Source organism: Streptomyces sp. NPDC051133 (assembly GCF_040682635.1).
Lineage (GTDB): Bacteria > Actinomycetota > Actinomycetes > Streptomycetales > Streptomycetaceae > Streptomyces.
On sequence record NZ_JBFBBK010000001.1, the window covers coordinates 237,141 to 258,690 of the forward strand.

General features: G+C 70.5%; 17 protein-coding genes. 9 read left to right on the forward strand and 8 right to left on the reverse strand.

Features of this window, described 5'->3' with window-relative positions; genetic code table 11:
• The first annotated feature begins 312 nt into the window (after positions 1-312).
• Complete coding sequence (locus AB0N17_RS01110) at positions 313-921, forward strand: TetR/AcrR family transcriptional regulator (RefSeq protein WP_366008935.1); 609 nt, start codon at positions 313-315, stop codon at positions 919-921.
• Between the two features lie 372 nt (positions 922-1,293).
• Here AB0N17_RS01110 and AB0N17_RS01115 read toward each other — a convergent pair whose 3' ends face one another.
• Positions 1,294-3,825 carry a GH32 C-terminal domain-containing protein gene (locus AB0N17_RS01115; RefSeq protein WP_366008936.1) on the reverse strand — a complete coding sequence of 844 codons (2,532 nt, stop codon included), beginning with the start codon at positions 3,823-3,825 and terminating at the stop codon, positions 1,294-1,296.
• Between the two features lie 261 nt (positions 3,826-4,086).
• On the opposite strand from AB0N17_RS01115, the gene AB0N17_RS01120 reads away from it, so the two are divergent.
• A complete protein-coding gene (locus tag AB0N17_RS01120; protein WP_366008937.1) occupies positions 4,087-5,085 on the forward strand; it encodes a LacI family DNA-binding transcriptional regulator in 999 nt (332 codons plus the stop codon).
• A 108-nt stretch (positions 5,086-5,193) separates the two neighbouring features.
• Entirely contained in the window at positions 5,194-5,574 is a 381-nt protein-coding gene (locus AB0N17_RS01125) for a substrate-binding domain-containing protein (RefSeq protein ID WP_366009149.1), read from the forward strand.
• Positions 5,575-5,636: 62 nt separating this feature from the next.
• Here the strand turns inward: AB0N17_RS01125 and AB0N17_RS01130 are convergent, their stop codons facing one another.
• The 3 genes from AB0N17_RS01130 to AB0N17_RS01140 form a co-directional block, all read right to left on the reverse strand.
• Positions 5,637-6,128, reverse strand: coding sequence for a hypothetical protein (locus AB0N17_RS01130; RefSeq protein WP_366008938.1), 492 nt, complete (start codon positions 6,126-6,128; stop codon positions 5,637-5,639).
• 2 nt (positions 6,129-6,130) lie between these two features.
• Entirely contained in the window at positions 6,131-6,424 is a 294-nt protein-coding gene (locus tag AB0N17_RS01135) for an antibiotic biosynthesis monooxygenase family protein (RefSeq protein WP_366008939.1), read from the reverse strand.
• A gap of 211 nt (positions 6,425-6,635) precedes the next feature.
• Entirely contained in the window at positions 6,636-7,598 is a 963-nt protein-coding gene (locus AB0N17_RS01140; RefSeq protein ID WP_366008940.1) for a carbohydrate kinase, read from the reverse strand.
• Between the two features lie 256 nt (positions 7,599-7,854).
• Between AB0N17_RS01140 and AB0N17_RS01145 the strand changes: the two genes are divergently transcribed.
• The 4 genes from AB0N17_RS01145 to AB0N17_RS01160 all read left to right on the forward strand — a co-directional run bounded on the left by AB0N17_RS01145 (position 7,855) and on the right by AB0N17_RS01160 (position 11,970).
• A complete protein-coding gene (locus AB0N17_RS01145; protein WP_366008941.1) occupies positions 7,855-8,877 on the forward strand; it encodes a sugar ABC transporter substrate-binding protein in 1,023 nt (340 codons plus the stop codon).
• 158 nt (positions 8,878-9,035) lie between these two features.
• Positions 9,036-10,031 (forward strand): ABC transporter permease, encoded by a 996-nt coding sequence (locus AB0N17_RS01150; protein WP_366008942.1) that lies wholly within the window; start codon positions 9,036-9,038, stop codon positions 10,029-10,031.
• Positions 10,028-10,864 (forward strand): ATP-binding cassette domain-containing protein, encoded by an 837-nt coding sequence (locus AB0N17_RS01155; protein ID WP_366008943.1) that lies wholly within the window; start codon positions 10,028-10,030, stop codon positions 10,862-10,864. The genes AB0N17_RS01150 and AB0N17_RS01155 overlap by 4 nt, the downstream gene beginning before the upstream one ends.
• Positions 10,865-10,938: 74 nt before the next feature.
• Positions 10,939-11,970 carry a LacI family DNA-binding transcriptional regulator gene (locus tag AB0N17_RS01160; protein WP_366008944.1) on the forward strand — a complete coding sequence of 344 codons (1,032 nt, stop codon included), beginning with the start codon at positions 10,939-10,941 and terminating at the stop codon, positions 11,968-11,970.
• A 414-nt stretch (positions 11,971-12,384) separates the two neighbouring features.
• On the opposite strand, the gene AB0N17_RS01165 is transcribed toward AB0N17_RS01160, so the two are convergent.
• The gene (locus tag AB0N17_RS01165; RefSeq protein WP_366008945.1) at positions 12,385-14,868 is read right to left on the reverse strand and encodes a SpoIIE family protein phosphatase; all 2,484 of its coding nucleotides are present in this window, start codon (positions 14,866-14,868) and stop codon (positions 12,385-12,387) included.
• Between the two features lie 102 nt (positions 14,869-14,970).
• Complete coding sequence (locus AB0N17_RS01170; protein WP_366008946.1) at positions 14,971-15,882, reverse strand: LysR family transcriptional regulator; 912 nt, start codon at positions 15,880-15,882, stop codon at positions 14,971-14,973.
• A 137-nt stretch (positions 15,883-16,019) separates the two neighbouring features.
• On the opposite strand from AB0N17_RS01170, the gene AB0N17_RS01175 reads away from it, so the two are divergent.
• Together AB0N17_RS01175 and AB0N17_RS01180 are read left to right on the forward strand one after the other, a co-directional pair.
• Positions 16,020-16,853 (forward strand): inositol monophosphatase family protein, encoded by an 834-nt coding sequence (locus AB0N17_RS01175; RefSeq protein WP_366008947.1) that lies wholly within the window; start codon positions 16,020-16,022, stop codon positions 16,851-16,853.
• 41 nt (positions 16,854-16,894) lie between these two features.
• Positions 16,895-17,491, forward strand: a complete 597-nt coding sequence (locus tag AB0N17_RS01180; RefSeq protein WP_366008948.1) for an NAD(P)-binding domain-containing protein — start codon at positions 16,895-16,897, stop codon at positions 17,489-17,491.
• A 171-nt stretch (positions 17,492-17,662) separates the two neighbouring features.
• Here the strand turns inward: AB0N17_RS01180 and AB0N17_RS01185 are convergent, their stop codons facing one another.
• The gene (locus AB0N17_RS01185; protein ID WP_366008949.1) at positions 17,663-19,885 is read right to left on the reverse strand and encodes an FUSC family protein; all 2,223 of its coding nucleotides are present in this window, start codon (positions 19,883-19,885) and stop codon (positions 17,663-17,665) included.
• Between the two features lie 315 nt (positions 19,886-20,200).
• Complete coding sequence (locus AB0N17_RS01190; RefSeq protein WP_366008950.1) at positions 20,201-21,376, reverse strand: glutathione-independent formaldehyde dehydrogenase; 1,176 nt, start codon at positions 21,374-21,376, stop codon at positions 20,201-20,203.
• Positions 21,377-21,550: the final 174 nt, after the last annotated feature.

Here is a 21,550-nt window from a genome sequence, read left to right on the forward strand (position 1 = left end):
GACCTTGCGGGGCTTTTCGCGGCCGGCGCGTCCGACGCCGCGTCCACGTCCCGTGCGCAAAGGGCGCCGTCGAAGAAGCGGAGCGCCATGGCCTCCGGGTTCTTCGCCACGCGTGCCTTCCCCCGATCCTCGTCCGCTGCCATCTGCCCTCCCTCCCGCGCGTACCGAGCGGTCGCTCGGTTACCGAGCGGCCGTTCGGTAAGGTAGCGGGAAGCGCCGGGAGTATGTCAAGAGGGCTGCTGTCGAACGGGAGGAGCCGGCGCTGCATACTGTGCCGACGCGATCAGGAAGCGGGGGAAGGAGAGCGCTGTGATGGACGCCGACGCCGGAGCGGACTGGAGGGCGTACCCGGGCAGCGGACTGCCGCCGGTCCTCATGAGCGCCCTGGCGTGCTTCAAGGAGCACGGCTACCACGGGACCACGGTCCGGGAAGTGGCCGCGCGCGCGGAGCTCTCGGTGCCGGGGCTGTACCACCACTACCCGGCGAAGCAGGACCTGCTCGTCGCGATCGTCTCGTACGCCATGGACGACCTGTGGGACCGCAGCACCGCGGCCCTGGAGGAAGCCGGTGCCGACGTTCAGCGACGGCTCGACCTGCTCGTGGAATGCCTCGTGCTGTTCCACGCCTACCGGCGGGATCTCGCGTTCATCGCCTACAGCGAGATCCGCAGCCTCACCGGAGAGGTGCGCGCCACCTACATCGGCGCCCGTGACCGTCAACAGCGCCTGATGGACCAGGTGCTCAAGGACGGCGTTGCGCGGAAAGCATTCACGACTGACTATCCGCGTGAGGTCAGCAGGGCGATCGTGACCATGTGCACCGGCGTTTCCCAGTGGTATCGGCCCGAAGGCGAGTACACCCCGCAGCAACTGGCGGAGCGTTACTGCGTCATGACGCGCATGATGGTGGGCGCGGTCTGACCGGCGCCCGCCCGGGGCCCGGCATCCGTTCCGCCCGAATCGTCGAACGGTTGATGCCGGGCGAGTTGTGGGACATGTTCCGGCGGGTGATGCCTGAGGCGTCCTTGCGGTCAGGTCTTCGGCTACGGCCTCGCGTCGGCCGGCATCGACCCGACTACCGAGCCCTCGCAGTCGGCATCCGGCATGGGGGCGCGGAACCGGTCTTCGCTGTTTCGTCGAGGTTCGGCTCGGCGCCCCCTGACCGCACGGGTCTTTCGCAAGGTTACTGACACTTCCGTGCGAGCATGCGGGGTGTCCTTGCGACCCGTCGCTGGGGTATTTTCCTACCGCTTCTGGCCATGCAGGCCATTGAGGATTCGGCGGCGGGTACGCTCAGCGGGAGGACCAGGCCGACTTCAGCTTCCATACCTTGAGCCTGGACAGGGTCGCGGTGCCGCCCTCGGCGAACGCCCGGATCCCGGTGGCGGACGGGTCGGGGAAGATCTGGTCGGTGAGCACGGCCCGGCCGTCGGCCGTGTAGACCTCGACGGAGGAGGCGTCGACCACGATGTGCAGGTCGACCGTGCCGTGGTCGAGAGAGACGGGGGCGCGGTGGACGGCGGCGAAGCCGTCGGCGAAGGAGACGTCCCCGGAGGCGGTGCGGTCGAGGTACAGCTCGCCGGTGGCGGCGTCGTAGCCGATGCGGGTGCGCTGCCCCGCACCGACGCGGACCTCGATCCCGGACTGCCGGGCGGTGCCGGGCTTGAACCGCGCCTCGATCTCGACAGGGCTGCCGGAGGCGGGCAGCGGGCGGATGCCGTCGGTGATGGTGGTGCCCAAGACGCTTACCGGGGCGCCGTCGCGCAGCGTCCGCAGTCGGCTGACGGGCTGTTGGACGAGCTCCACCCCGTGGCCGGGGGACGAGGTGAGGGTCAGTTCGCGGGGGAAGGCGTCGGCGCTGCGCCAGGGATTGGTGGGGATGTTGTTGGCGTAGGCCCAGTTGTTCATCCAGCCGATCATGACGCGTCTGCCGCCGGGGGTGTCGTTGTACGTGGCGGCGGCGTAGAAGTCGGCGCCGTGATCGAGCCAGTGGGCTCGCTGCAGGGCGTTGTGGGCGGGAGCGTCGGCGAGGGTGAAGCGGTCGGCCAGGAGGTGACCCCAGCCGCCGGTGGCGTGGTCGACGACCTGGATCCGCGCCTGCTTGCCTCGGAGGTCCTTCAGGTCCCAGGAGTTCCAGTCCAGCGCCTCGCTGTCGCCGCCGGTGGCGGTGCGGACGACCTTGCCGTCGACGACGAGGTTGACGGCGGTCTGCCGGTCGATGGGCGGGGCGGCGTGGTCGGAGACGACCACGTTGTCCACCATGACGTGGCCCCAGCCGCCGGTGTTGCGGTCGGTGGCCTGCAGGACGGCCTTCTTCCCGATCAGGTCGCCGACGTCCCACGACGTCCAGTCCATGGTGCCGGAGTCCTTGCCGGTGGCGGTGCGCACCACCTTGCCGTCGACGAGCAGGTCGAAGGCGGTGGGGGCGTCGCCGTTCTGCGGGTGGTTGCCGCCGGCGATGAGGAAGTCGATGTACTTGCGGGTTATGGTGAATTCGGGGGAAGTGACGGTGCCGGTGCCCTGATCGCCGGTGTCATCGGCGGTCTCGAAGGTGTCGAGCACGCCGTCGCCGAGACTGCCGTCGAGCTTCTCGCGGCGCGGGCGGGTGCCGGCGAAGTCGCCGGTGGTGGTCCATCCGGCGCCGAAGGTGGGGCCCTCGAAGTCGGCGAGGGTCTCGCCGGCCGGGGCGGAGCCGTCGCCGGCGCCGTCGATGTGCGGGTGGTTGCCGCCGCCCACCTCGAAGTTGAGGTAGGGCCGGTCGACGGTGAAGGCGGGGGAGGTCAGGATGCCGGTGGTGGCGTCACCGCCGAGGAAGCTGTTGACCAGTCCCTGGCCGGTGAAGCCGGAGACGTTCTGCTGTCCGGGCAGGGTGCCGGTAGCGGGGGCGCTGCCGAAGGCGGTGCCGGTGGCGGTCCAGTCGCCGTAGGTACCGCTCTCGAAGTCCTGCAGCACGCTGCCGGGTGGCGGTGTGTAGGGGCCGTCGTCGGGGGCGAAGGTGGTGCCGTCGAAGGCACCGGTGAAGTATTGGGCGCCGGAGCCGCCCGCCGGGCCGCCGGGGTTGAGGTTGACGACCATGACCCATCGGGTGCGGTGCGGGTCGCCGTCGACGGGCAGCTCGAACAGGTCGGGGCACTCCCACACACCGCCGGTGGCGCCGGCCGGTCCGAAGTCGCTGAGGTGGGTCCAGCTCTTGAGGTCGGGCGAGGAGTAGATGGCGACCTTGTGCTCGGTGGCCTTGACCGCGACCATGCGCCAGCTGCGCGTGGGGGCGTACCAGAAGACCTTGGGGTCGCGGAACTCCGCGGAGCCGATGTCCAGGACCGGATTGCCGCTGTACTTGGTCCAGGTCAGGCCGCCGTCGGTGCTGTAGGCCAGTGACTGGGCCTGCTTGGCGACGTGCTGGTAGGCGCTGGTGTAGACGGCGACGAGGGCGGGGTTCTTCCGAGTGCCGAAGCCAGTGGTGTTGTCCTTGTCCAGGACGACACTGCCGGAGAAGACCATCTCCTGATCGTCCTCGGGCAGCGCCAGCGGCAGCTGCTTCCAGTGCACGAGGTCGGTGCTGACGGCATGGCCCCAGGACATGTGGCCCCAGGTGTTTCCCTGCGGGTTGTACTGGTAGAAGAGGTGGTATTGCCCCTTGTGCCAGATCAGCCCGTTGGGGTCGTTCATCCAGTTCTTCGCCGGGGTGAAGTGCACCTGGGGGCGGTAGGTCTCGTGGTACGGGGCGGTGCCGGCGACAGCGGGCGAGGCCGCGGTCAGGCCGAGGCAGACCGCAGCGGCGAGGGCGGTGAGGGCCGTGCGTCGGATGCGGGCGGGCACAGGCACGAGGGACTCCTTCGCGAAGGCGCGGGGCAGGCAGTCGCTTGGGTGGACCGACTCGGTGGCAGGCGGTGCGTCGGGCCAGGAGATCGGAACCGCAAGTGCTTCGGAAACGTTTCCTGGAAACGTTTCCGGTGAGATTATGGGCCCGTTACCGCCGTGTCCAGACGCGCGGCACAGGTAGTCCGGCCGCTGCGGCCGGACCCGTACCGCCGGAGGCGCACGGTGGGAGTCGGAGACGGCGGGACGCGGCTGCGAACCGTCACCATGCGAGACGTCGCCACCGCCGCGGGGGTCGGACTGGCCACCGTGTCCCGGGTCTTCAGCGGCGCGCCGGGGGTGCGTCCGGAGGTGGCCGAGCGGGTCACGGCGGCCGCTCTCCGTCTGGGCTACCGCCGCGACGCCGCCGCGAGCAGCCTGCGGCGGGCCGACCGGCGCAGCGGTACCGTCGGCCTGTTGCTGGCGGACGTCGCCAACCCGTTCGCCGCGGCGCTGCATCGAGCGGTGGAGGACGCCGCGGTGACGCGGGGAGTCCTCGTGCTGGCCGGCAGCAGTGACGAGTCGGCCGAGCGCGAACTGGCCGTGATCGAGACGTTCCGCAGCCGGCGAGTGGACGCGCTGATCGTGATGCCCTCAGGCGGTACGGATCTGGCGCTGGCCGAGATGTGCGCTCAGGGCACCCCCGTGGTCTCAGTCGACCGGCCGCTGGAGATACCCGCTGCCCGCAGCGTGGTCGCGGACAACCGGGGAGGCGCGCGTGACGCCGTGAGCCGGCTGCGTGCACTGGGGCACCGGCGGATCGCTTTCTTCGGCGACCGCTGCGATCTGTGGACGGCCCAGGAGCGGCTGGCCGGCTACGCCGAGGCCATGGCCGGGGAGATGGACCGGGCGTTGGTGTGCCGCGGCCTCGCCGGTGCGGAGCAGGCGGAGCAAGCCACGGCCCGCCTGCTCGCACTGCCGCATCCGCCCACCGCGCTGTTCACCGCCCAGAACCTGCTCACCATCGGTGCGCGCCGCGCCCTGCAGGTCCGCGGGGAGCAACGGCTCATCGCCCACGTCGGGTTCGACGACCTTCCCCTCGGGGACCTGCTCGACCCCCCGATGTCGGTGGTCGCCCAGGATCCTGCGCGGATGGGTGCCGTTGCGGCCCAGGCGGCGTTCGCGTTGCTCGACGGGGACAGTGGCCTGCCGCCATGCACCGTGTTGAGGACCCGGTACCTGGCCCGCGGCTCCGGAGAGATCCCTCCGGGGCTCCGGGCCGGTTGACGCTCCGGGCCGGGGCTTCGGCGTGGCAGGAAAGTAGGGCCGCGTCCCGCCCGCGCACCCCCGTGTGGCCGGCGGCACGCCGCCGGAGCGCGGCAGCTGGTCGCCACCCTGGGCGGCCGCGCTGCCGGACCAGGGGCATCGCCGCGTGGCCTTCCTGCACCCCTCACCCCCTCACCGGCCCGCGTAGGGCGGCTCCGCGGATACCGGCAGGCCCTCACGGAGTGGGGCGTGGAGTTCGACCCTCGGCTGGTCTTCGACGTGCAGCCCGACCAGGGGGGAGGATTCGCGGCGGTGCGTGAGATCCTCCGGTCGGAAGCGACGGCCGTGTTCCGCCACAACGACCGTGTGGCGATGGGACCTTACGACGGTCTGCGCGACCGCGGGCCGCGGGTTCCCGAGGACCTTTCCGTCGTTGGCTTCGACAGCCAGGAGGTCATCGCCGCGCACCTGCGCCCGCCCGCCCCTGTCGACGGTGGCCCTGCCGCATGAGGAACTCGGGCGTCGCGGAGTACGGGTCCTGCTCGGACCGGAGGCCGCCGAGGCGGGCCCGATCACGGTGAACTGCCCGTCGGCGTCCCGCCGTTCCATCGGCGCCGCTTCCCCTCGTCGACACCCCTGTCTCCCGAGCGCACCGGCAGGCGGCGCAGGACGGCGTCGAAGTCCTGTGCCTCCAGCGCGGCACGCAGCCGGTCGGCCGTCACGCCGTCCTTGACACCGCACAGGGCGGTCGCGCCGGGTGCCGCATCAAGAATGGGCCCTGCTTCCGTCGTGCCGTTGTGCTGCGCCTCAAGGTGCTTGGCGGTCTCGTCGTCCGCGTGCAGAGGGACGGGCAGGGAACCGGCGCCGTCGATGAACTTCGTCAGCACCACGAAGTGCTGGCCGGACCACCCTGTGCCCATCAGCGCTTCGGGATGGTCGACGACCACCTGGTGCAAGGACCGGCCGGCCAGGGGGCCACTGGCCACCACACTGCCGGCGCCCACGGCACGCATCCGCCCGCAGGGCTGGACGTTGATCGCCGGCCCGGGAGGCGGGCCGGCCACGGTCAGGCCACCGGATCGAGGAACGTCAGCACGGAGGCGTCCTCCTCGATCAGCGGGGCCAGGGCGGTGTTGAAGGGGGCACCGTACGCGGCCTTCAGGTGCTGCTGGAAGGCGTCCTCGTCCCGGTACACCTCGAAGATCCAGTAGGCGCGCGGATCGGATGCCTTGGTATAGACCTCGAAGGCGAGGTTGCCGTCTTCCTCCCGCACCTTCCGGCCGTAGCCCAGCACCAAGCGGGCGACCTCGCTCTCCGCTCCCTCGCGCGCGGTGAACTCGGCGAGCAAAGTCTTCCTCATGGTGACTTCATCCTTCGTGATCGGGGGTCAGCCGCGGTAGGAGCCGAAACGCACCGGAGAGTGACACTGGCCGGCTGCGTCGTCCACACCACGACGAGTGAGTCATCGTTGACTTGTGTCATCGATGACATCGAGTGTCCGATGATGGGCGCAATCCGGCCGGCACGTCAACGGCTCGCGCGTGATTGCCCCGGCGCGGCTCGACTGCCCGTCATGCCCCGTTGACGGCCGCGAACCGAGCCAACTCGCTCTGCCACGGCGGATTGGGGCCGGCGACCGAGCAGGTCAGGGCAGCGACGTGGGTGGCGAACCGGCATGCCTCCGCGACCTCGTCGAGACCGACACCGGTCAGCCGGCCGCCGAGAAGTCCCCTGTCCCCGAGGTGGTGCAGCAGACCGGCGGTGAAGGAGTCACCCGCGCCGACGGTGTCGACCACCCGTGTGGTCACCCCGGGCACCCGCAGTCGTTCGCCGTCGAGTGAAGCCAGGGCGCCGTCAGCGCCGAGCGTGATCACCACGAGCCGCGCCCCCGCGGCGTGCCAGGTGTCGCACGCCTGCTCGGGCGAGGTGCCCGGCAGGAGCACCTCCAGATCGTCCTCACTCAGCCGCAACACGTCCGCGAGACCGCACCAGTGCCGCAATCTGGCGCGATAGACGTCGGGGCGCACCAGCAGCGGCCGGACATTGGGGTCGATGCTGATGGTCGTCTGCGGGGCGGCGGCCGCCAGGAACTCCTCGACCACCGTCCCTCCAGGCTCATGGACCAGCGCAAGCGACCCGGTGTGCACGCAGGCCGATTCCGACGGATTCACCCTTGCCAGTTCCTCCGGGGTCCACTGCCAGTCGGCCGTGTTCTGCGCGTGGAACCAGAACGTGGCTTGCCCCGTGGTGTCCAGCTCTGCCACGGCCAGGGTGCTGGGCTCAGCGGCGGTGACGGCGTACGACAGGTCCACACCGGATGCCTCCAGGTGGGCTCGGAACAGGCGGCCGAACACGTCGCCGGACAGCCGCGCGAGGAAGCGGGCCGGGGTACCCAGCCGGGCCAGGGCCACTGCAGTGTTCGCGGGTCCGCCGCCGGGCAGCACCCGCAGGGCGAGTTCGTTCGAAGGGCCGGCGGGTTCGGTGAAGGCGTCCGCGACGCATTCGCCCAGAACGGTGATCTGACGCGGGCTCATGGGCTGCTCTCTCTCGGAAGGGCTCGGAAGAGTCGGACAACGGGACCCCGCGGCGACGCGGGCACTGACCAGCTGCGCAGCGGCTGACGATCATGGATGTTGCCGATTTGTGACGAGTGAAAGGCATTGACGTTGCCGGGAGACGGAGTCCATCATCCTCGCCATTGGGTGTCAACGATGACATGAGTCAACGATGACATCTCGAAGGCGCCCTGTTCGATGCCGGCCGCCCTACTCGCTATGCACAGGAGTCACCATGCCTCGCACCACTCGCCTGTCCTCCTCCCTCCTGCGGGCCGCCGCGGTCACGGGCGTCGCGGCTCTCACCCTGACGGCCTGCGGTTCCGGCTCCGGAACGGGCTCCGCGGGCTCCAGTTCCGGAAGTGTGAAGGTCGGTCTGATCACCAAGACCGACACCAACCCGTTCTTCGTCAAGATGAAGGAGGGCGCCGAGAGGGCCGCCAAGGAGAACGGCGCCCAACTGCTCACCGCCGCCGGTAAGTTCGATGGTGACAACGCCGGTCAGGTCACGGCTGTCGAGAACATGGTGGCCTCCGGGGTGAAGGGAATCCTGATCACCCCGAGCGACTCCAAGGCGATCGTGCCCGCGCTCGCCAAGGCCCGCGCCAAGGGCGTCCTGGTCGTCGCGCTGGACACCCCGACCGACCCGGAGAGCGCGGCGGACGCGCTCTTCGCCACCGACAATCTCAAGGCCGGCGAGCTGATCGGCGCATACGCCAAGGCCGCGATGAAGGGCAAGACGGCCAAGATAGCCACCCTTGACCTCGCGCCGGGCGTCTCGGTCGGTGTCCAGCGGCACAACGGTTTCCTGAAGGGCTTCGGCGTCAAGGAGGGCGACCCGTCCATCGTCTGTTCCCAGGACACCGGTGGCGACCAGGCCAAGGGCCAGACCGCCATGGAGAACTGCCTGCAGAAGGACCCCGACGTCAACCTCGTCTACACCATCAACGAACCCGCCGCACTGGGCGCGTACACCGCGCTCAAGGCCAAGGGCCGGGAGAAGGACGTGCTGATCGTCTCCGTCGACGGCGGCTGCACCGGGACCCGGGGCGTCAAGGACGGCAAGATCGCTGCGACGTCTCAGCAGTACCCGCTGAACATGGCCGCAGGGGGCGTCAAGGCCGTCGTGGCGTACGCCAAGGACGGCAAGAAGGCGTCCGGTTACACCGACACCGGCGTCACGCTGATCACCGACAAGGCGCAGGACGGGATCACGTCGAAGGACACCGCCTACGGCCTGGAGAAGTGCTGGGGCTGAGCCGCTCCCGAGGACCGTACGACAACACCACTCCGCTCAGCGGGGCGGCCGACCCCAGCGCCTCTCCAACGCGCAGGGACGTTCGCCCCCCTTGTCCTGGCGGCAGGGTTTCCGCCCTGCGCCGGCAAGGGCTTCTGTCTTCCCGACAAGGACTTCGCATGACAGCCATGACCACGCCGTACTCGGAGCTCAAAGCACCGACCACGGCCCGCAGACTGCTCACGGCACCAACTACCGGCCCTCTGGTCGCTCTCCTTCTCGCCTGCGCCTTCTTCGCCTTCTCGACCGATCAGTTCCTCAGCGGCGGGAACTTCTCCCTGATCGTGCAGCAGGTGATGGTCGTCGGCACGCTCGCGATCGGGCAGACCTTGATCATTCTCACGGCGGGCATCGACCTGTCGTGCGGAGCCGTGATGGCGTTCGGCAGCATCGTGATGGCCAAGATGGCGGCCGAGGGCTCCTTGCCACCGCTCGTTGCCATCGCTCTGGGTCTGGTTGTCTGCGGCGGCTTCGGCCTGCTCAACGGAGCGCTGGTGCAGAAGATCCCGCTGCCGCCGTTCATCGTCACCCTCGGCATGCTCAACGTGGCTTTCGCGCTGACCCACATCTACTCCGAGGAGCAGACCGTCACCACCCTGCCCGGGCCGCTGACCGCCCTCGGGCAGACCTTCCCGCTCGGCAACACCGACATCACCTACGGCTCCCTGGTCACCATCGCCCTGTTCCTCCTGCTGGCCTACGCCCTGAGCAGCACCAGTTGGGGCCGGCACGTCTACGCCCTGGGCAACAGCACGGAGTCGGCACGGCTGAACGGCATCCGCACCTCCCGTCTGACCATCGGCATCTACACCGTGGCCGGACTCCTCTACGGCATCGCCGCCCTGCTGCTCATCTCCCGCACCGGCGTCGGCGACCCGCAGGCCGGGCAGACCGACAATCTCGACAGCATCACCGCCGTCGTTCTGGGCGGCACCAGCCTCTTCGGTGGACGCGGATCGGTTCTGGGCACGTTCATCGGCGTCCTCATCGTCGGTGTCTTCCGCAACGGCCTCCAGCTGATGGGCGTCGCCTCCATCTACCAGACCCTGATCACCGGTGTTCTGGTGATTCTCGCGGTGACCGTCGACCAGATCTCCCGGAAGAAGGCCCGATGACCGCCACCACCTCTCCCACGCCCGTTCTGCAGGCCCGTGGTCTGGTCAAGCGGTACGGTCATGTCACCGCCATCGACGGCGCCGACTTCGACCTGCTGCCCGGCGAGGTCCTCGCCGTCATCGGGGACAACGGCGCCGGCAAGACCAGTCTCATCAAGGCGCTCACCGGCGCGGTGGCCCCCGACGCGGGCGAGATACGCCTGAACGGCGAGCCCATCCAGTTCACCGGACCGCAGAGCGCACGCGCCCACGGCATCGAGACGGTGTACCAGGACCTCGCCGTGGCGGCCTCCATGGACATCGCGTCCAACATGTTCCTCGGCCGCGAACTGCGCCGTCCCGGCATCCTCGGCAGCGCCTTCCGCATGCTCGACAAGAAGCGGATGCGTCAGGAGGCCGCCGAGCACATGGCCGACCTGAAGATCGGCCTGCGGTCGCTCACCCAGGCGGTCGAGACCCTCTCAGGGGGCCAGCGGCAGGCCGTGGCCGTCGCCCGCGCCGTCGCCTGGGCGCGCAGCGTCGTCGTCATGGACGAGCCCACCGCAGCCCTCGGCGTCAAGGAGTCCGGCCAGGTCCTGGACCTCATCCGCCGGGTCCGCGACAAGGGCATGCCGGTCGTCCTGATCAGCCACAACATGCCCCATGTCTTCGAGATCGCCGACCGGATCCACGTCCACCGGCTGGGTCGGCGCGCTGCCCTGATCAAACCCTCCGACCACTCCATGGCCGAGGTCGTCGCCATCATGACCGGCGCGCTCAGCATCGATGAGGCCGGAGATACTGTCGTAGCGGACTCCGAGGCCGTGAAGGCTGCGGGAGTCCAGGCCACCTGATCAGACAACTGAAACACTCACAGGTTCCGGCCGGGGCCGCGGCCGGAACCGACGAGTACAGGAGACGGAATCCCATGGCAGCGAGCCGCCGCCCCACCCTGGCTGACGTCGCCCGAGAGGTCGGTGTCAGCGCCAAGACGGTCTCCCGTGTGCTCAACGAGGACGGACCCGTCTCGGCGCAGACCAAGGAACAGGTGCTCGCCGCGGTGGCCGAGCTCGGCTTCCAGCCGAACCTCATGGCACGCAACATCCGCGTCGGCGGCCCGGACACGACCATCGGCCTGATCATCCCCGACCTGGCCAACCCCTTCTTCGGAGCCGTGGCCCGCGCCATCGAGGACACCCTCCGTGAACGCGGACTGACCCTGCTCATGGGCTCCTCCGCGGACGACCCCGACCGCGAACGCGCCCTCACGGACAAGTTCCTCGCCCGACGTGTCAGCATCCTGATCGTCGTGCCGTCCGTCGGCGCCGACCATTCCCACCTCAAGTCCCACCGCGCGGTGGGGCTGCCCGTGGTCTTCCTCGATCGGCCCGGAGTCGGCCTCACCACGGACAGCATCGTCAGCTCCAACCGTGCGGGCGCCCATGACGGCGTCGCCCACCTCATCGCCCACGGACACCGGCGCATCGGATTCATCGGTGACCTGCCCCTGAAGCTGTACACCCGCCGCGAACGTCTGGCCGGCTACCGTTCGGCCCTGCAGGAAGCCGACATCCCCTATGACCGCTCCCTGGTCACCAATGCCCACGACCAGCAGGGCGCCGAGGTCGCGACCTCCCAGCTTCTCGACCTGGCCGAGCCCCCCACGGCGCTGTTCGCCGGCAACAACATCGTCGCTCTGGGCATTGTCGCCGAACTGGCCCGCAGCAAGCGCAAGCACGTGGCCGTCGTCGCCTTCGACGACGTGGCGCTGGCCGGTGTACTCGAGCCGGCACTGACCGTAGTCGCCCAAGATCCTGAGGAGATCGGCAGAACAGCGGCGACCACCGCCCTGGCACGGCTCGACGGCGACCGCTCCCGCGCCCGCACCCTCACCGTGCCCACCCGACTGATCGTCCGCGGATCGGGCGAGCAACCGGCGCCCGGCACGCGGGAGACCTGACCGAGGCGCCGCTGTCCGATCCCAGCGCGAGTCGCAGGTCGCCCGGGCCACGTCGCCGAAGCCCGCCGGTTGCTCGGTGCTCGCCCAGCGGGCAGCGGCGACCCGTCCTTCGCCGCGCAGGGCGAGCAGTTCGCGGGCCGGTCGCTGGACCAGCTTGCCGTCCGCGTCTGGTGACGGTTCGTTCCAGAGCATGCCGGCCCCGTCGGCGTCGTCGGACCACGCGCTGGGGCCCGACGCGCTCCTCGTCCCGGGCTTTCCGGATCCAGGCCCACATCAGCCAACGTTGGGGAGCGGCGTACGGGGCGCACTCCCGGTGCAGGACGTCAGGCGGCGGCCGCGCACGGCGTCGGCTTCCGCCGGGGTCCGGGTCCACGGGCCGTGGACTGGTCAGCGATGATCTTCCATGATCCGGAGTCACACCGAACGATCTGCAGTCCCGCTGGATCCGTGTTCGGTGAGCAGCAGGGCGATGTCGTCGGCCCGGTACGGGGAGCCGCGGGCGTGGTGCAGGAGCCGGTCGGCGAGTTCGTCCAGGGAGTCCGCGCGGGCGTGGGCCAGTGATTCGCGCAGGCGGTCCATGCCCATGCCGATGTCGGTTCCCGGTTTCTCCACCAGGCCGTCGGTGTAGAGGGCGAGGACGGATCCCGGTGGGAGATCGATACGGGTGGGAGTGTAGGTGCCGGCGGCGTGGTCCACGCCGAGGACCGTTCCGACGTCGAGGTCGAGGGCGGTTGTCGTGCCGTCGGGGAGGCGGAGCAGGGGGGCGGGGTGGCCGGCGGTGACTGCGTGGGCGAGGTCGCGGTGGGTTTCAAGGTGGATGTAGCAGCAGCTGGCCAGCAGGTCGCTGTCGAGGTCGATGAGGGTGCGGTTGACTCCTGACATCACGTCGCCGGGTGCGTGGCCGGCTGCCGCGAACGCGCGTACCGCACTGCGCAGCTGGGCCATGGTGGCCGCGGCCGCGATGCTGTGCCCCTCTACGTCACCGATGACGAGGCAGACCCCGCCGCTGCCGGCGGGGATGACGTCGTACCAGTCGCCACCGATGTCCATACCGCTGGTGGCGGGCAGGTACCGGGCGACGGTCCGGATGCCCGGGACCTTCGGCAGGCGGTGTGGCAGGAGCGCCTGTTGCAAGCCGTGCGCGACGGCGAACTCCGAGTCGTACAGCCGTGCTCGTTCCAGCGCCTGGGCGATCAGCCCGGCGAGTGCGGTCAGGACGCCGCGGTCCTTTTCCGTGAAGTGATGGGACTCGTCGAAACCGAGGACGCAGGTGCCGACCGGCCGGCCGGAGGCGAGCAGGGGCAGATACACCCAGGAGCTCACCTGTCCTGTGGGGATCCCTGGGTAGCCCCGGGCGAGATCCTTCTGGGACTCGATGAAGAGGGGAGCACCGGAGGTGAGCGTTTCCGTGCCCGGCAGACGGGCGTGCAGGGGAACGCCCTGGAGCCAGTCGAGGAATGTCTCGTGGTGGCCGGTGTGGTGGAGAAGGTGCATCGCTTTGTTGCGGACCACATAGATCGCCATCTGCTGGCCCCCGAAGGCCGGCAGGAGCTGGTCGGAGACGACCTCGCAGACCTGGCGTGTGGTGACGGCCTCGGTCAGCGCGCTGCTCAGCTGCAGGACGTGGTACATCGCCCCCAGGCGCGCTGGTGCCGTGGCGGGTGCAGACGTCGGTGGGGGCGCGGCGGCTGCCCCGGCCGAGGAGGGACGGTTGGTCGGGACCACCCGTCCGGTCACCCCGTCGGGCCGCGGGTGGAGGGAGAAGGCGAGCCACTGGTCGGGCGGTCGGCTCACCAGAAAGGAGGACCGCGCCTGCGAGATCATTGCGGAGCGGTGCCGGTACTCGACACTCGGGTCGGACAGCCACGGCAGCACGTCCCACAGGCACTGGCCCAGAACCTCGTCGGCGGAGACGTCCAGCAGGCGCAGGGCAGAGCGGTTGGCGTAGGTGACCCGCCCGTCGGGGGCGAGGGAGAAGAGCCCGTCCTGCAGCCGTTCGACTGCTGCGACGGCCGCGAGCCCCGCCCGGGCATCCACGGCTGCGCCCACCAGATGCGTGACCGCGTGCGCGTTGTCGGCTTCCGGTACACGGCCCCACAGCTCGACCGTGCGAAATGTTTCACCGCCTTCCCCGCGCTCCTGTACGCGCAGGCGCCGTGCGGTGATCCGGCCCTCGGCCGCCTCGCGCGCGCAGGCCCGGAAGGCGGCACGATCACCGGGGTGCAGGCACGAAGCGAGTGTTCCGGGACGTCCGTCGAAAGCGCCGGGATCGAGACCGAAGATAGAGCAGAACGCGTCATCGGCGCTGAGGATGCCGGAGCCGAGGTTCCAGTCGAAAAAGCCCACCTGCACGGCCGCCGCCGAGTGAGCCGGGGTCTCGATGGCAGCCGTCCCCAGTTCGCACTCCACCGGATCACCGGTACGGGCGCGGAGTTCGGCCAGGGAATCACCGAGCCGGCCGGCGACGCTCCGCAGGTGGCGACGCTGGGCCTTGGACAGCCCCTCGCTGCCCGGTGAAGCCGGCCACACGATCGCCAGCGATCCGAAGAGCTCGCCACCCGCGCGCACCGGCACCGAGCAGGAGCCGAAGGCATACGGCAGGGCCACCGCGAGCTGTGGAAAGCGCCGCACCGTCTCCTCGGCGTTCGCCAGGTGGACCGTGCGCCCGGACGTGTACGCCACGGCGACCGGGATGGGACTGCCCGCCGCGATGAGGCGCCAGCCACCCAGCAGCGAGGGCGGCACGCCGCACGTCGCGGCGAGAACGATCGACCGGTGGTCGCGGGAGCGCAGGAAGATGCTCCCCGCGTACGCGCTCGTTCCCTGGACGGCCTCCACGACGGCGGCCGCCAGCACGTCCTCACGCTCCGCCGCCTCGCCGGCGGTCAACCCGCGCATACATCCAGTGTGCGCAGGTCAGCGCACGGCGGCCCGGCGGAGCGCAGGTGTCCGGGGCAGACAGAGACCGGGGAACCACATGGCTGATCCCGACCGGAGATCTCAAAGGTGTGGGTTACGTCGGGGCGCCAACGCGGTCCGCGCCAGATCGCGTAGCCAGACGTGTGCGGGGTCGGTGTCATAGCGCTGATGCCATGACAGGTACACCACGGCCGGAGGCAGTTCGAACGGCAGTGGGAGCAGGGTCAGACCGAGAACCGTGGCCGCTGAACGCGTCGTCGATTCGGGGGCTGTGACGAGGAGGTCGGAGCCGCGCACGAACTCGAACGCGGCCCCTTCGGTGGGCGCGGTCGCCACCACCCGTCGGGTGAGGCCGAGTCGCGCGAGAGCGTCGTCGAGGGCGTTGCCGAGCCTTCCGCGCCGCGAGACGGTGATGTGCTCGGCCTCGGCGTACCGCGCGGCGGTGACAGCCTTGAGCCGGGTGAGCGGGTGCCCTCGCCGCACGACGATGACGTGCGGGGTCTCAGCCACCCGATCGGCGCGAATGTCGGGTGCGGTCGGGCGGTTCGCGTTCGCCTCCAGGTCGACCTCGCCGCGACGCAGCTCGGGGGTGTCGATGCTCGATTCCGCGAGGAAGCGCAGACGCACGCCCGGCGCCTGCTTGCGTACGGCCGCGAGAAGCGCGGGGCCACCGAGGGCGACGAGTGAATCGTGCCAGCGGAGTGTGAAGGTGCGCTCGAGCGTCGTGAGGTCGAGTTCGCGGCTCGGTGCCAGCACGCCCTGGACCTGCTGCAGCAGCTCGTGCACCTGTTCCCGGACGGCGATCGCGTACGGCGTCGGGGTCATCGTGCGCCCGGTACGCACCAGGATCTGATCCCCCGTCGTGCGCCGGATCCGGCCGAGGCTTCGACTCATCGCGGGGGCGGTGACGTGCAGGCGCTCAGCAGCTCCGGCCACGCTGCCTTCCTCCAGGAGCGCATCGAGCGCGGCGAGCAGGTTCAAATCCAATTGCATGAGAATCATCCTAGCCGTGCTTTACATGCACTTGCAGTTAATGATGGGCCCTCCTACCTTCGAGATGCGGGCGCGAAAGAAAAACGGCTTTCGCCTGGTCCGCCTCATCACCCCCCTGCTCAGACGGGAGCACCGCCATGCCCGAGTCGATTCAGACCACCGGAATCGCCGCGACCGCCGGCTCCGCGTCCGACGCCGACCTGCTCGCGCGGACCGCGGTCGCCGTGCGCGCGGCGGCTTCGGCGCTGCGGGAGCGGTTCGGCGACGTGGTCCGCTACCAGACCCGCGAAGAGCTGATGCGCGCACTCGCCGCCAACGACGACGCGGTCCTCGACGTCCTGCGCCCCCGCCTCACCCTCCTGCGCCCGGGCGCCCGCGTGGTGGAGGACGAGCTCGCGGGCGGGGCCCTGCCCCCCGGCGAATGGTGGGTCCTGGATCCGGCCGAAGGCAACGTCAACCACCTGCACGCCCTGCCGGAGTGGGCGGTGACCGCCACTCTCGTGCGCGACAATCGGCCGGTGCTCACCGCAGTTCACCTGCCGTTGACCGGTGAGACCTACACCGCACTCGCCGGCGGCGGCGCCCACCTGGACGGCCGCCCGCTGCACGTGTCCCGGACCACGGAACTCGGCCTGAGCCTCGTGGCCACGAGCCAGGCCAGGCCGGACGAGGACGAGAAGGTCGTGCGGCGCATCGGCTCCTCGATCACCGCGATGCTCTTCGACGCGCTCGTGGTGCGGACATCCGTGCCCGCCACCCTGCACCTGGTGAACGTGGCCGCCGGCCGGATCGACGTCTTCTGGCAGTTCGCCGGGGCCCGCGCGGACCTGCTCCCCGGGGCGCTGCTCGTCGCCGAGGCCGGCGGGCGGATATCCGACGCCGAGGGCCGCCCCTGGACCCCGGAGAGCGAGACCTTCCTGGCCGCCGCGCCCGGCGTGCACACCGAGGCCGTCGCCACGCTCTCACGCTGACCGCGCACCTCAACCTGCACGCACGGAAGGACCAGCTCATCATGACCACGATCGCAGTTCTCGGAAACGGCCGCGTCGGCGGCAGCCTGGCCACCGCCCTCATCCGGGCAGGGCGTGAGGTGACCGTGGCGGACCGCGCGCCGGGCGCCGCCGCCGACGCTGCCCGGACAGCCCGGATCGTCATCAACGCCACCCCGGGCGCCGGCTCGCTGGACCGGCTCGTCGCCCTGCGCGAGGAATTGCGGGGCAAGATCCTCGTCGACGTCTCCAACGCCACCGTCGACGGACCGGACGGACTGCCCGCCGACCTGATCTACCCCGGCTCCAGCCTCGCCGAGCAACTCCAGGAAGCTCTCCCTGACACGCGCGTCGTCAAGACGCTCAACACGATGCTCTACCCGGTGATGACCGCGCCGGCCGCGCTCACCCAGACACCGACCGCCTTCCTCTCCGGCAAGGACCCGGAGGCCAAGCAGGTCGTACGCGGGCTTCTCGCCGACCTCGGCTGGCAGCAGGAGTGGATCACGGACCTCGGGGGGATCGAGACCGCGCGGGCCGCCGAGGCCGCGATCCTGTTCGTACCTCACGTGATCCGATCCAGCGGATTCGCGCCCTTCGCAATCTCGATCACCCGCTGAAAGCCCGACGCGACTCTTCCTGATGACCGTAAGACGGGTGTCGCTGGGGCCTTTGGAAGGCCCCGGCCTCGCTCAGGTCAGCGGCTGCGAGCCGGACTTGCTCGGCGCCGAGCCCGTTCCTCGGCCGTCAATCCACCGCTATCGGGATACCTCATTCAATGCCGGCCGGCTCTATTTGCCGTTCCAGGAGGTGTCGCGCTCTCTGTCGCCGGCGCCGTCACCCACCTCGGTGCGCGGCCCTGATCCGTTACCTTCCGCAGCCAGGGTCGCCCGCACCCGCTGCTCCTCGCGAGCAGAGCCGACGTCCCGTTCCAGGGGGGTGCGGCTCACGGCTGTCGCGAGGTCTTCCAAGGCCCGTTTCTGCAGTTCCGCCTCGCGCCGCACGACCGGGCTCCCGTTGCCGGCGGCGGCGTCCTGCCACGCGTGGAGCGCCTCCTCCACGCGTCCCCAGTCCGGATTCCTGTGCTCGCGCACGGCGACTGCTGCCTTCGCGGTGTCCGTCTCCAGGGCCTCGGCGAATCGCTCCGCCTCGGGGACGACACGGCTGTCGGCCCGCGGGACGTGGCTCTCCATGAGCATCGCCGCGCGGCCGAACCCCTTGAGCGCCTCCTGCGCCTCCTGCGCCTCGCGCGACGTCAGACCTCTGGGGCGGACCGGTTCCTGCCTTGCCCGGTCGTACGCCTCCTGCCAGGCGGCACGTGCCTCCCTGCTCTCCAGCAGTGCCCTGCGCATGTCGGCGTGATGCTCGCGGGTCGGTTCGGCGTAGTCGCGGAGCACCGCGGCCGCATAGCGGCCGTTGGCGGCGAGCCAGTCCGCAAGCCGACTCGGCAGTCGGGGTGTCTCCCATGCGGGGAACACCACGTACGCCAGCATGGCCAGGGCCCCGCCGAGCAGGGTGAGCACCACCCGCTCCGGGACCGTCTGCTCCCATGCCTGGCCGCCCATGCCGAGCAGGAAGACGACGTACGCGGCGGTGAAGCACTGGGAGTAGGCGTAGCCGGTACGGTTCAGCGTGTACGACAGGCCCGCCGAGACCACCGCCAGCGCGCCGGACACATGGGGGTCCGTGCCCAGGGCCCGCACCATGCCGGTGGCGAGTGCGACCCCCGCCAGGGTCCCGGCGAGACGGGCCACCGCACGCGCGTACGTCCGGTGGAAGTCCGGCCGCATCACCATCACCGAGGCGATGGGCGCCCAGTAGCCGTGGCCCAGGGGTAGCCGGGCGGCGATCAGATAACCGAGCGTGGCCACCGCCGCCAGGCGGACGGCGTGCCGGAACACGGGCGAGTCCCGGCGGAGCTCACGGCGGACCGCCCGTACGACGACCGGGACCAGCCGGAGCATGGTCGGGCGCACCAGGAACTGGGCGCCGGCGGGGCCGGGCGGCGTAGGCATCCTCCCGGGCGGGCAGCCGCACCCGGCGATCTCCAACGCCTCACCCAGCAGTTCCACGAGCCGCTCGGCGGTCTGCCGCGCGGGGCCCTCCAGCACCTCGTGCTCCTCGTCGACGCGCAGGACGTCCATGCTCTCGGGCCGCACCTCGGCGGGAGTGCCGCGGCGGATCGAACGGGCGGCCGCGTCCAGGACGTCGGCGGCCGCGTCGAGCAACTCCCGCGCGCGGTCCCGCCCGGGTCCCTCCGCCGGGGCGCCCACGTCCGGGTCGGCGAGCGCCGCGACCACCGGCCGAATGCGCTCGGCGAGTCCCCGGGGGCCGTGCAGGACGGGGGGACGGGTGCGGGCCTGTGACGGCGTCACGGCGGCCGCGTCCCGGGCCGTCATCAACGGCTCCGGGTCGAACGGGGCGGTCGGGTCGTGCCGCAACCGGCGGGCGTAGTCCGCCACGGCGGCCAGGGCGTCGGCGAGCGCGTCACGATGCGCCCCCCAACGCCGGATCGGGAACAGCAGGATCAGCACGGCCTGCGTCACGCCCCCGAGCGCGATGACCCCGGCGTGCTCCAGGGCCCGCCCGACGCTCGTGGGCAGGGTGATGGTCACGAGCATGCTGCCCACGGTCGTCGCTGCGACGATCCCAGCGGTCGAGCCGACGGCCCACGCCATCCCCGCGGCGAAGGCCCATACGGCCAGCAGCGGCAGGAAGGTCACGAGTCGCCCCGCCGCCAGATAGCCCACGAAGGTGCTGAGCGCCAGACCCGCGCCCGTCCCGAGCGCGACCACCTTGCGTGGACGCCAGCTGCGCTGGAAGGTGGCCCCACCCGCGGAGTAGGCGCCGAGGGCGGCGGACGCGGCATACGCGGGGGAGACCAGCCACAGCGCCGGCCCGATGACGATCGCCACCCCAACGGCCGCGCGCAGCGCGAGCAAGGGCTCCAGCCGCGTCTCCTCGATCGTGAGCCCGGATCGTACGACCTCCCCGAAGGTCCGCAGCCACGTCACGGGTGTCCGCCTGGCCGGAACGCGGCGCCGGGGCGCGTCGGCCTGGTTGAGGTGCGGCAACCGTCGGGCAAGGAAGCCTCCCGCACGGCCCGCGAACCGGCCGGCGGCCGCAACCTCTGGACGGGATGCTGCCACTGCGGACACCGCTGGACGTCCGCCGTCCGTCCTCCGGGCCGGAGCGCGGGCCATCGCTGTTGGTTCAGGTCCGGCCGGGGCGCGGCGATCGCCCCCGGACCCGTCCGGGGGACGGGCAGATCGGCACCCGTCCCCCGGACCGGTCCGAGGGAAACAGGGGGCACGGCGGCCCCGAGTCTCTTACCGCTTATGGCCGTTCCCGTGTCCGTTGGGATGCAGGACCACCTTGGTCCAGCCCTCGTCACGGGCGTCGAAGTGCTCGTAGGCGGTGGGGGCCTCGTCCAGGCTGAGCTCGTGGGAGACGACGAAACTCGGCTTCGCCTTCCCGCCGGCGATCAGGTCCCGCAGGGCCCGGTTGTACCTCTTCACCGGCGCCTGCCCGGTTCCCATGCGCTGGCCCTTGAACCACATCATGCCGAAGTCGATCGGGACCTTGCCCTGAGCTTCCAGCTCCCCCTGGGCCTCAGCGCCGCCGGGGTCCTGGGGCAGGAACACGCCCACCACACCGATGTCGCCCGTGAACCTGACCGAGTCGATCAGACCGTTGAGCGTGAGGCTGGCGTCCTCGTGTCCCTGGGGGTCGTGTGCCTGGTAGCCGACGCATTCGCAGCCGTTGTCGGCGCCCAGACCGAGGGTGGCCTCCTTGACGACCTCCGCCGGGTTCTGCTCGGCGGTGTTGATCGGGATGGCCCCGATCTCCTCCGCCTTGCGCAGCCGGTCGGGCTGGTGGTCGGCCGTCCAGACGCGCCCGGCGCCCTTGAGGAGGGCGGAGTAGGTCGCCATCAGCCCGACGGGACCGGCCCCGAAGACGATGGTCTGGTCGCCCGGCTTGACGTTGGCCATCTCGGTGGCGTGATAGCCGGTCGGGAAGATGTCGGCGAGCATCACGTAGTCGGTCTGCCGCTCTGCTGCGTCCTCGCCCAGACGCAGGGCGTTGAAGTCGCCGTAGGGCACGCGCAGCAGCTCCGCCTGCCCGCCCTGGTAGGGGCCCATGTCGGCGAACCCGTAGGCGGCTCCCGCGAGGGCCGGTTCCGGCTGCATGGTCAGGCAGTAGTTGGTCAGACCCTGCTCGCACTGCTTGCAGAAGCCGCAGGCGATGTTGAAGGGCAGGACCACGTACTCGCCGACCTGGACCTTGCGGACGGCCGAGCCGACCTCCACGACCTGGCCCATGTTCTCGTGTCCCAGGGTGCGGCCGGACTCGAACGAGGTGCGGCCCTCGTACATGTGCAGGTCCGAACCGCAGATGTTGGTGGTGGTGATCTTGACGATGATGTCGCAGGGGTGTTCGATCTTCGCGTCCGGTACGTCCTTCACTGTGACCGTTCGCGGGCCTTCGTATACCGCTGCTTTCATGGTGGCTTCCCTTGATGTCGCAATACGGCGGTGAGGGGGAAGGCGCAGAGAGCCTGACTCTCGGAAGTGCTGCGACGGAGTGCGGGGCTCCGGCACGCCTCTGTGGGCCGTTCACCTGGATCAGGTGGGACGGTCGGTTTGCCGCCGGCCCCGCCAGGCGGAGCTTCGGCGCTC

Bases quoted from the DNA above. Each gene is read 5' to 3' on its own strand.
- AB0N17_RS01110 (WP_366008935.1), top strand. From the start codon at position 313: ATGGACGCCGACGCCGGAGCGGACTGGAGGGCGTACCCGGGCAGCGGA.
- AB0N17_RS01120 (WP_366008937.1), top strand. From the start codon at position 4,087: ATGCGAGACGTCGCCACCGCCGCGGGGGTCGGACTGGCCACCGTGTCC.
- AB0N17_RS01135 (WP_366008939.1), bottom strand. From the start codon at position 6,424: ATGAGGAAGACTTTGCTCGCCGAGTTCACCGCGCGCGAGGGAGCGGAG.
- AB0N17_RS01140 (WP_366008940.1), bottom strand. From the start codon at position 7,598: ATGAGCCCGCGTCAGATCACCGTTCTGGGCGAATGCGTCGCGGACGCC.
- AB0N17_RS01145 (WP_366008941.1), top strand. From the start codon at position 7,855: ATGCCTCGCACCACTCGCCTGTCCTCCTCCCTCCTGCGGGCCGCCGCG.
- AB0N17_RS01150 (WP_366008942.1), top strand. From the start codon at position 9,036: ATGACAGCCATGACCACGCCGTACTCGGAGCTCAAAGCACCGACCACG.
- AB0N17_RS01155 (WP_366008943.1), top strand. From the start codon at position 10,028: ATGACCGCCACCACCTCTCCCACGCCCGTTCTGCAGGCCCGTGGTCTG.
- AB0N17_RS01160 (WP_366008944.1), top strand. From the start codon at position 10,939: ATGGCAGCGAGCCGCCGCCCCACCCTGGCTGACGTCGCCCGAGAGGTC.
- AB0N17_RS01165 (WP_366008945.1), bottom strand. From the start codon at position 14,868: ATGCGCGGGTTGACCGCCGGCGAGGCGGCGGAGCGTGAGGACGTGCTG.
- AB0N17_RS01170 (WP_366008946.1), bottom strand. From the start codon at position 15,882: ATGCAATTGGATTTGAACCTGCTCGCCGCGCTCGATGCGCTCCTGGAG.
- AB0N17_RS01175 (WP_366008947.1), top strand. From the start codon at position 16,020: ATGCCCGAGTCGATTCAGACCACCGGAATCGCCGCGACCGCCGGCTCC.
- AB0N17_RS01180 (WP_366008948.1), top strand. From the start codon at position 16,895: ATGACCACGATCGCAGTTCTCGGAAACGGCCGCGTCGGCGGCAGCCTG.
- AB0N17_RS01190 (WP_366008950.1), bottom strand. From the start codon at position 21,376: ATGAAAGCAGCGGTATACGAAGGCCCGCGAACGGTCACAGTGAAGGAC.